The organism is Clostridium sp. (assembly GCF_018372875.1).
In the GTDB taxonomy this organism is placed as follows: domain Bacteria; phylum Bacillota; class Clostridia; order Clostridiales; family Clostridiaceae; genus Clostridium.
Map to the genome: position 1 here is coordinate 79,601 of NZ_JAHAIF010000017.1, position 10,577 is coordinate 90,177.

The window sequence follows — 10,577 nt, forward strand, 5'->3', positions numbered from 1 at the left end:
TTTACCTGTTAAATACTAGCCTCTTATCTTCTTCAAAACCTTTAACTAACTTATCGAATCCTAAAGGTTTACTAAAATAATATCCTTGAATTATATCGCAATTAACTTTTTCTAAATAATTAAGTTGGTTTTTAGTTTCTACACCCTCTGCAACAACTTCTAAATTAAGCATATGAGCTAATTCAATAATTTTTTCAATTATAAATTCACTTCTTAAGTCAATTCCTATATCTGATATAAAGCTTTTATCTATTTTAACTTTATCTATAGGTAACCTTTTTAAATAATTTAAAGATGAGTATCCTGTACCAAAGTCATCTAAAGCTATAGTTGTACCTAACTCTTTTATCTTTCTTAACATCTCTATATTACGCTCTGCTGATTTCATTATAATACTTTCAGTAACTTCAAATTCAATGTTTGCAGGGTCTATATCATACTCATAAATCTTTTGCTTTATATATTCTAAAAGTTTCATATCTCGTATTTGTACTTGTGAAAGATTTATTGCCACTTTAAATTTATCATCTACAATACTAGTTAAATATTTACACTTTTTAAATGCGTCATCTATCAGATATTTACCTATATCAATTATAGCTCCCGTACTTTCTGATGCAAGTATAAACTCATCTGGATACACATAACCTAATTCACTACTTTTCCATCGTGCTAAACATTCAAATCCTTCTATCTTTTTAGATTTACACCAATACTTAGGTTGTAACTCAAAATATATTTCTCCATTATCTAAGGCATTTCTTAGGCAACGTTTCACAGCTAATTCTCTATTTATTTCATCTGAAACTTCCTTGTTAAATACGCAGAATCTATTTTTTCCATTAGCTTTCGCTTTATACATTGCAATATCAGCTTTCTTCAACAATGCTTGTACAGTTTTTCCATCAGTTCTGTAAAAACTAACTCCTATACTTACTGTACAATAAATTTCTTTACCTACCACTTTCAAAGGTCTATTAAATGTATCTAGTATATCATTAAGTATTTTTACTACTTCTTCTTTTGCTTCTATATCTCCTATTGCTATTATAAATTCATCTCCACCAAACCTAGCTAATAAACATTTTTCATTTACAACACTATTTAAACTATCACAAAAACTATTTAAAAGGTTATCTCCTGCATCATGTCCAAAAGTATCATTAACATATTTAAAATTATCTAAATCTAAAAAAACAATTGCAAAATCCTTTTCATCTCTCTTAGCCCGAATTAGCATTTTTTTAGATTTTTCTATAAAATATCTTCTATTTGGTATTCTAGTAACTTCATCAAAATGACTCATATAATATATCTTCATTTCTTTTTCTTTGCTATCACTTATATTACTAATAGAACCATATATGTATAGTCCATCATCCTCTAATATCCTTTTCCCTTTTTGTTTTATCCATATAATTTCGCCTTTTTTACTTTCAACCCTAAACTCTACTGAAAAATATTCTTTCTCTTCTCTCAAGAATTCTTCATACCTTTGTATATAAATCCCTCTGTCCTTTGGTAAAATACAATTTACCCAACTCTCATTTGAGATTTTACATTGAGCTTCATGATTATTAAACAATAGACCTTCCCTATCATTTATAATATACTCTCCTGTATCAACCTTTAAATAAAACATTATATCTTGACTACCTTCTAAGGCTCTCCTATAATTTCTTTCACTTATCCTTAGTAATTCGTCTTGTTTTTTCTTTTCTGTTATATCAATAAAAATACCATTTAACTCATATTTGTTATCTTTTATTTTTCCTTTTCCTGAACATTCTATATATAGTTGTTGCCCCTCTATATCTATAGTCTTAAATTCTAATATAAATTCATCCTCAATTTTTTTATCTATCATTTCTGTAAAAAAGTTTTTTATATATTCCCTATAACTATTATCTATAAACTCATATAACCTATCGAATGAGTCAATATTATTTTCAGTCTTAAACACTTTTTTATATCTACTAGATATAAAAAGTAATTTATAGTCATCAAACCATTCCCATACTGCTCCATTTAAGGCACCTAATGCTTTTTCGTATTTTCCATGGTCTATAGATAACTTAAGGAAATGAATTTTTCTATAAATAAAAAATTGATAAGATAATATACCTAACAGTATAAGATTAAAAATTGTATTTCCTTTATATAAAGTTATAGCAGTTACTATAATAGTTGTTGCTACGAGCATATTAAAAGTTTTATCTAAGTCCCTCATAAAGCCCTCCGTAATATTGAACTTTCCATTCCCTTAATTAAATTTTACCATATCACAACTTTATTTTATATACAAATGTGTTATATAAAGGTAATACTTGATAATAATTAATCAAAAATAAAAGTCTTGAAATTATTAAATAATCTCAAGACTTTTATTATCAAAACTATTATTTATTTCTATTTAACAAATTGCTTATCCATGTTAAAACTAAGTTTAATATTACTCCAACTAATGCTGCAAAGCTTAATCCTGTAATAGCTACTTGTTCAGTAATCTTAATTCCTAAAATTATATTGTAATTAGTTTCTACATATGAAGCTCCTAATCCTAGGAATAATATAACAACCATAACTATTATGTTATTCCATGAAAATTTAACTTTTTCACTCTTTATAGTCTTAGGTCCTACTATTGCAATCATTGTAAATAACATTAAACTTATTCCACCCATAACAGCTTCTGGTACAGTTCTTATTGCAGCTCCAAACTTAGCTATAAAAGCTAATCCTATTGCAAATACTGCTGTTATTCTAAGAATAGATGGGTCATAGTTCTTAGTTACTGCTAAAACCCCTGTATTTTCACCATAAGTTGTGTTAGCTGGTCCACCACAAAGTGATGCAGCTATAGTTGCTAATCCATCTCCAAGTAATGTTCTATTTAAACCTGGATCTTCTATAAAGTTTTCGCCTACAACTTGTCCATTAGTAGTAATATCACCTATATGTTCCATAAATACTGCAAGTACTACTGGTGCAATAATCAGTATTGCACCAACATCAAATTTTGGTAATGTAAATGATGGTACTGATAATACTGCTGCGCTTGCTATTTCAGCTGTTTGAACTTCTCCCATTATTAAAGCTACTATATATCCAACTGTTACACCACATAATATTGCAATCTGCTTTGTAAATCCTCTTCCAAAGAATTTTATTATTAAAGTAACACCTAATGTTATAATTGCTAATGTCCAGTTATTTGCTGCCATATCTATAGCTGTTGGCATAAGATTTAATCCAATTACCATAATCATTGGTCCAACAACTTGTGCCGGTAATATTGCTTTTATTTTTCCAACTCCAACCTTCTTTATTATTAAAGATACTATTACATATATAAGTCCTGCTACAAACATACCACCTTGTGCATAACTTAAATCACCATATGCATCGCTAACTGCTTTAATTACTGGTATAAATGCAAAAGATGATCCTAGAAATACAGGAACCTTTCCTTTAGTACATAAGTGAAATATTAATGTTCCACATCCTGCTGTAAATAGAGCTACTGATGGGTCTAATCCAGTTAAAAATGGTACTAATACAGTTGCTCCAAACATTGCAACTAAATGTTGTAATGCCAAAATGCATCTCATTACCTTTTCCTTTAAGGTTCTACCTTTTGATTTTTCAATTGCTGAAAGTATCATTTCTGACATCTTTTTACCTCCTTAATATTTATAAGGAGAAATTTCTTTCTCCCTTTTTCAGTCTCTCTGGACTTGAATTAAAAGGTTTTAATAAAATAAAAAACTTCTTACATGGCAGTAAGAAGTTATAATATGCCTATATAACCATAATTTTTTCTTCTTACTAGCCTCTCTGGACCATTTTAAAGAATTTTAATTTTTTATTTAAACTTCCATAAGTATATCATAGTAACCCAAGTAATTCAACAACAAAATATTACACTTTTCTTTAATGGATATTTTTTTTTTATAGGAACATACTAAGTAATAAATATTTATAGAGGGTGATACATATGAAAAAAAATAAATACTCTTTTCTAGCTTTTGTATGTGTTTTTATTTTTACATTAAGCTTTTTTTCAATTTATACAATGGCTGAAGAAGAAAAGGTAATTTATCTTACTTTTGATGATGGGCCTGGTGGTAAAGTAACCACTGAGGTACTAGACATATTAAAAAGAGAAGAAGTTCCTGCTACATTCTTTTTAATTGGTGATCAAATAAAAGGACAAGAAAAACTAATTAAGCGTATGGTTGATGAAGGACATTCACTTGGACTACATAGTATGTCTCATAGTAAATCAAAGCTATATTCTTCAGATAAAGAGTTTTTAAAAGAAATGTTAGAGTGTCAAAAAACCATAAATAATGCATGTGGTATTAGTCCTTCTATATTAAGATTTCCTTTTGGTTGCAATAACAATTCTTATCATTTAAAGAAAACACTTGTTGACTCATTACATGAAAATAACCTAAAAATTTACGACTGGAATGTAGATAGTACTGATGGTGCTAATCACAATGCTAGCCCAAGCACTTATATAAAACATGCTAAAAGTGATAAAAATAATATAATTTTGCTTATGCATTGTGGTTACATGAATAAAAACTCTGCAAAAGCTTTACCTGATATAATAAAATACTATAAAGATAATGGCTATACATTTAAAACAATTTCAAGTGATACTGATGAAATGTTTCATTTTATGAAACATTAATAGAAAAAACCTAGAATAACTTCTAGGTTTTTTCTAATTAACATGAAACGTTAGAATTATCTATATATTATATTTAGTAATTCTCATAGCTTGTTCGACTATCTTATATATAATCATTCCTGCAATAACATTTACCACTGCTGTAGGAACTACCACTGCAAATATAGTTGTTAATATAGCTCCTTCCAATCCTGATATAAGTGCTAACGAGGTTAAAAATACAGTCCCACTTAATAATGTTCCAAAAACAAATAGTACTATCCCTTGAATATTATTGCTTACTTTCTCCCTTAATGGAATCATTAATAAATACATTACATTACAAGTTATAACTTTATCTATAATATTAGGTAATTGCCCACCTGGTGATTTAGTTGTTAATGCAGTAAATATACCTATTATTATTCCTGCAAATATAGTTGTTTTATAATCTCTATTAATTAACATTATTATAAAAAGCATTGCTAGTGCAAAATCCGGTTGAGCTGGTAACCCAAAAGATGGGCTTATTGCGTGTAATATTACTCCTATTGCAATTAAAATTGCGTTTAATACCATTTTCTTTGTATCCATTTTAAATTCCCCCTAATTTTAAATACTTCTTATCCTGATTTCCACTCTTCATTTCATAACATATCAATCACGCCCCAAACTTATTAAATAGAATAAAAAAACCGCCCTAAATTAATAGGACGGATATGTTCCGCGGTACCACCTAAATTGTGTATAACACCTCTCTAATTTCAAGTACTAACATACTCTATTTGCTGTAACGTGCAACCCACGGCTTAACTACTCTCTCTAAAGATTTCATCTTGCTCCTCAAAGGCCCATTCACCATTAGCTACAGTACTGATATTCCACCACCATCAGCTCTCTTTAACCTTGCACCTGGTTACTATCCCTCTTCAAAGGATTTATCTTAATATTATAATATGCATCTTTTGTATTTTTGTCAATATATTACACTTGCTTTTAGTAATTCTTTTAACCACTACAATATTAGAATTTATAATACAACTTTTTATTTTTTCTGTAACCTAATTATTGTTTTCTCCTTGTGCTTTAGTTTTTTTATCATTAACTAATGATGCTATTAAAGCTGCTGATGCTCCTAAAAGTACTAAAACTTTTCCTGTTTTTTTCATATTCATACTACGACCCTCCAAACATAAATTTTACCTATATTAGTATTATAACCCATAGACTTGCCTATATACTATAGTTTGAAATTTTTAAATATTTTTTATCTAAATTGATTTATTTCTCTTATATAAGTACATCCAATAGTATTTAATTTTTCGCAAATTTCTTTTTCTGAAATATCTATATCTTCACATAGCTCTTCTAATGAAGAAAAAGTATCTCTAAGTTTCATATTTATAACACTTAATAAAATATTAGGGTCCATAGCCATTATTGATTCTCTATCCATTCTTTCACCTTCTTAGTTTAACTATATAATTTATATTTTACATATACAAAAAATCATTTCAACTTTTATTTTTGTAGATATATAGATTTATCTCTCTTTATGATAATAATTGTATATATCAAAGTGATGCTTTCAACTATTGGTACAGTTAACCATGCCCCTGTTAATCCCATAATATATGACATAATTACTATTACTATAGAAATTAATATAAATCCTCTAACTAAAGATATTATAGTTGATACCTTTGACCTTTCTATAGATTGCATAAACCCTATAGATACTATATTTACCCCCATTACAATAAAGGATAAAAAATATATTCTTATTCCACTACAAGTAATATCTAGAATCCCCTCTATATTACTAGAAAATATTCTCGCTATAAATTCAGGATTAGATACCCCAACTATAAAAAATACAACTCCAGAAACAAATGAAATTTTTCTAGCCAACTTAAAAGCAGATATAACTCTATCTATCTTTTTTGCTCCATAATTCATACTTATAATAGGTTGAATCCCTTGAGAAATTCCATTAAATATTGCAGTAAAAATTAATGCTACATTTGAAATTATACTATAGGCGGAAACTGCCTCTACTCCACCTATTTTTACCAAAACTATATTAAATATAAAAATAACAACTCCTGCAGACATTTCATTAACTAAGCTTGGTATACCATTTAAGATAATTCTTTTTGAATATCTTAATGACTTTTTGTATTGTAATATATGTAAATGTATAGAATTCTTTTTTAATATAAAATGTAATAATAGTATACTTACCCCTACTAATTGAGCTATCGATGTAGCTAGAGCTGCCCCCCTCATTCCTTTATTTAATGGAAAAATTAATACATAATCTAAAATAATATTAGTTAGATTAGTACAAATAACAGCCCACATTACCAATTTGGGATTATTATCGTTTCTAACAAATACAGAAAGAGTTTGTATAACAATAAAAGCTATTCCAAATGATAATATAGCTGCTAAGTATTCTTTTACTAATGGTAAAGTTTCTTGTGACGCACCTAAAAATAATGAAAGTTGCTCTAAAAAAATAATTCCAAATACAGATAATATCGCCCCTGATATAAATGATGATATTACTGAAAATGTAAAAATACTGTTTGCTGAATCCAATCTTCCTTTTCCTATTGAAATTGAAAGTGCAGTGGCTCCTCCAACTCCAAATATTAATCCTATACTATTAAATATACTGTACATAGGAATACCTACATTTAGTGCTGCTAAACCTAAGTTTCCTATTCCTCTTCCTATAAACATAGTATCAAAAAATATACACATAGATAACCCAAGCATTCCTAGAACACTCGGAATCATATATCTTACAGCTAAAGATCCTATACTGTCTTCTAATAAATTAATTTTCTTCATATGTACCTTCCTTACTATCTTTTGTAATCAATTTTCCTAAACTCTATATTAAACCTTTCATCATCAATATCAATTACTGCAAAGCTTATCTTTTCATCGTATGATAACCCTAACGATCCAGGATTAATCATAACTTTGCCTTCATAAAAGGATAAATAACATTGATAATGAGTATGACCAAATAATACATAATCCCATTCCCCATTATAATCACTTAAAAATTCTTCTAATATCCTTCCATTATATAAGTAAGGTATATCCGTATTACTATTCATCCTGCTATGTACCATTAAAAACCTTTTTCCTGCTACTTCTTCTACTCTTTTTAAAGGTATATTTTTTATCCATCTTAGCTCTTCTTTTGAAAGCTCTTCATCTATATAATATAAATTACTCTCATGATTACCACATACATTTATGAACCTGTTGTCATTCATTATTATCTTCAACACCTCTTTAGGATTAGCTCCACCCATTATATCACCTAAATTAAGAACAGTTTCTATATTATTCTCATCTATATAATTTATAAAATATTTTAATGCTTCTACATTACCATGTACATCAGATATTATAGCAACCTTCATAATAAAATCACCTTCTTAAATACTATTATCTTTATATTATAGTTTTTTGATACTTATTTTTCCATATTTAATCCCAACTTTAATCTAATACATTTTGGGATAAAACATCATGTAGTCCATATACTTTTTTATCCAAAAATAGTACAATATAAATATAACATTTTTCGTAGGGGGACTTTTTTAATGAAACTAATTGCAACAGATTTAGACGGCACGCTACTTCAACCAGATTCAACCATATCAAAATATGACTTAGAATGGATTAATAAAGCTGAAAATTCAGGTATTAAAGTCATTGTAGCTACAGGAAGACAATACACTGCAGCTCTTGAACTTTTATCTAAATCTAAATTCAAACCTGATTACATAATCACAGATAATGGGTCATGTGCTTACTCAGTTAGAGATAACAAAAAAATTTGCTCATATCCAATAAAAGAAGATACAGTGAAGGAAATACTAGATTTTTTAGAATCGAATAATTATCCTTATAGCCTTTCTTCGGATGAATATAGAATACACTTTAAAGATATTTCAAAACGTCTTACTGATGAATTTCACAGAAATAAATTAGTTATTCCTGACTTAGATAGAAATCATTTAGATTCTCTAGTAAGTTTAATCGAAAAGGATGGTAAAGATGTACTATTCGTAGATTCATATAGGGATATATTAAATCTAAATACTGATTTATTTAATATATCTGCTCTTTCATTTGATCCTAATAGAATAAAAAATGGAATTGCTGAATCCTCTAAAATTAAGGGGGTAAATGTTGTTTCTTCAGCATATAACAACTTTGAATTTCAAAACCATGAAACTTCTAAAGGGAAAGCATTGTCATTTATTGCAGACCACCTTAATATCTCTTTAGATGATACAATGGCAATTGGCGATAACTATAATGATGTATCAATGTTTGAGCATGCATATCATAGTGTTGCAATGGGAAATTCTAATAATGAAATAAAAAGCTTATGCAAATACACAACGCTAACTAACTTAGAAAGTGGTGTTGGACATGCTATTAAAACTTTCGCTTTAAATAAATAAATAAATAAAAAAAGGTGGAGTGGATATTTATTTTGTTTGTTCCGTCGCTACGCTCCAAGTCACATCAAAACAAATATCCCCCCACTCATACCAAAGGTAAGGAAATTATAAAATTACTATCATTGATTTTATATTTTTTTAATATGAAATTATAATAACGCCTTTGAGTTATAGCTAATTAAAATTTTATACTTTTCTATACATCAAAAAAGAAGTCATATATATGGCTTCTTTTTTTACATACAACTATTCTTCAAAACGCTCTAAAAATGAATGCTTTTCTCCATCTACTTCCCATCCCAAAATAGAATCCATAGCTACATTTTCAGCAGCTTTGAATATAGACTTATCTACATCGTTAAAGTTTTCCTTTAGATTTGCAATAAGCTCTTTTATTTCATATCTCTTACCGCCTATTTTTTTTGCTGCTACCATACAAGCACAATTTAATGGCCATATTCCACTATAATTTATAAATCTCTTTATAGCTTCTTCTTCTATAAGATATAAAGGTCTTATTAACTCTATGCCTTCAAAGTTTTGAGATTTAAGCTTTGGTAACATTGTTTTAAAGTTACCTGCATAAAGAATATTTAACATAGTTGTTTCAATTACATCATTGTAATGATGTCCTAAAGCTAATTTATTACACCCAAGTTCCTTAGCCTTTTCATAAAGTGATCCTCTTCTCATTCTTGCACATAAATAACATGGGTAATCTTGTGCTTTTTTATCTATAACTTCAAATATTTTAGAATCATAGATATGAGCTGGTATTCCTAAATAATCTAAATTTTCTTTATGTAAAGCCTTTATTTGTGGATGATATCCCGGATCCATAGCTATAAATTCTAAATCGAACTTAACATCACTATATCTTTGAAGCTGCTGGAAACATTTAGCCATAAGTAGGCTATCTTTCCCCCCTGAAATTGCTACAGCAACTTTATCTCCATCTTGTATTAAATCATATTGCTTTATAGCTTTTATAAACTTTGACCAAATTGGCTTTCTATATCTTTTTATAATGCTCTTTTCTATTTCTTCTAAAGGTTTCTTTTCCTCTGTTGGAATTATTCTTTCACAACCTGTTCCTGCTATTCCACTCATCTATATCACCTCGTACACATGATATTATATCATCACATAATATTTTTTCAATTGAAATAATATTATCTTTGTTTCCAAGTAGCTTTTTACTATATATTTATATATTTATATATTTTTATATTTACATGTTTTTATATTTATATATTGTCGCACAATTTTAAATGGTGTTAGTATATTTTTATGGACACATTTTAGATAAAACAATTAAACTATAAATAGAGAGGTGTGTTCAAAGATGAGAGAAACAGGAAAAAGATATACTGATGATTTTAAAAAGATGATTGTCG

The 10,577-nt window shown here is 28.1% G+C and carries 9 protein-coding genes and 1 other annotated feature; of the genes, 2 read left to right on the top strand and 7 right to left on the bottom strand.

The window, feature by feature from the left end:
* Position 1: 1 nt before the first annotated feature.
* On the bottom strand, positions 2–2,230 hold the full coding sequence (locus KIB46_RS07715; RefSeq protein ID WP_291671349.1) for an EAL domain-containing protein: 2,229 nt from the start codon (positions 2,228–2,230) through the stop codon (positions 2–4).
* Between the two features lie 169 nt (positions 2,231–2,399).
* Positions 2,400–3,674, bottom strand: a complete 1,275-nt coding sequence (locus KIB46_RS07720; RefSeq protein ID WP_156562254.1) for a uracil-xanthine permease family protein — start codon at positions 3,672–3,674, stop codon at positions 2,400–2,402.
* Positions 3,675–3,997: 323 nt separating this feature from the next.
* Here KIB46_RS07720 and KIB46_RS07725 point away from each other — a divergent pair, with 323 nt between their 5' ends.
* The gene (locus KIB46_RS07725; RefSeq protein WP_156562256.1) at positions 3,998–4,702 is read left to right on the top strand and encodes a polysaccharide deacetylase family protein; all 705 of its coding nucleotides are present in this window, start codon (positions 3,998–4,000) and stop codon (positions 4,700–4,702) included.
* 60 nt (positions 4,703–4,762) lie between these two features.
* Here KIB46_RS07725 and KIB46_RS07730 read toward each other — a convergent pair whose 3' ends face one another.
* The 4 genes from KIB46_RS07730 to KIB46_RS07745 form a co-directional block, all read right to left on the bottom strand.
* A complete protein-coding gene (locus KIB46_RS07730; RefSeq protein ID WP_156562258.1) occupies positions 4,763–5,275 on the bottom strand; it encodes a tryptophan transporter in 513 nt (170 codons plus the stop codon).
* A 112-nt stretch (positions 5,276–5,387) separates the two neighbouring features.
* Positions 5,388–5,623 (bottom strand) — a binding site (T-box leader).
* A 325-nt stretch (positions 5,624–5,948) separates the two neighbouring features.
* Complete coding sequence (locus KIB46_RS07735) at positions 5,949–6,137, bottom strand: DUF4250 domain-containing protein (RefSeq protein ID WP_156562260.1); 189 nt, start codon at positions 6,135–6,137, stop codon at positions 5,949–5,951.
* Positions 6,138–6,202: 65 nt separating this feature from the next.
* Entirely contained in the window at positions 6,203–7,540 is a 1,338-nt protein-coding gene (locus tag KIB46_RS07740; RefSeq protein ID WP_156562263.1) for an MATE family efflux transporter, read from the bottom strand.
* Positions 7,541–7,554: 14 nt separating this feature from the next.
* Positions 7,555–8,127, bottom strand: coding sequence for a metallophosphoesterase family protein (locus tag KIB46_RS07745; protein ID WP_291671350.1), 573 nt, complete (start codon positions 8,125–8,127; stop codon positions 7,555–7,557).
* A 183-nt stretch (positions 8,128–8,310) separates the two neighbouring features.
* On the opposite strand from KIB46_RS07745, the gene KIB46_RS07750 reads away from it, so the two are divergent.
* Positions 8,311–9,180, top strand: coding sequence for a Cof-type HAD-IIB family hydrolase (locus KIB46_RS07750; protein WP_291671351.1), 870 nt, complete (start codon positions 8,311–8,313; stop codon positions 9,178–9,180).
* A gap of 246 nt (positions 9,181–9,426) precedes the next feature.
* On the opposite strand, the gene KIB46_RS07755 is transcribed toward KIB46_RS07750, so the two are convergent.
* Complete coding sequence (locus KIB46_RS07755; RefSeq protein WP_156562269.1) at positions 9,427–10,290, bottom strand: ATP-binding protein; 864 nt, start codon at positions 10,288–10,290, stop codon at positions 9,427–9,429.
* Between the last annotated feature and the right edge of the window lie 287 nt (positions 10,291–10,577).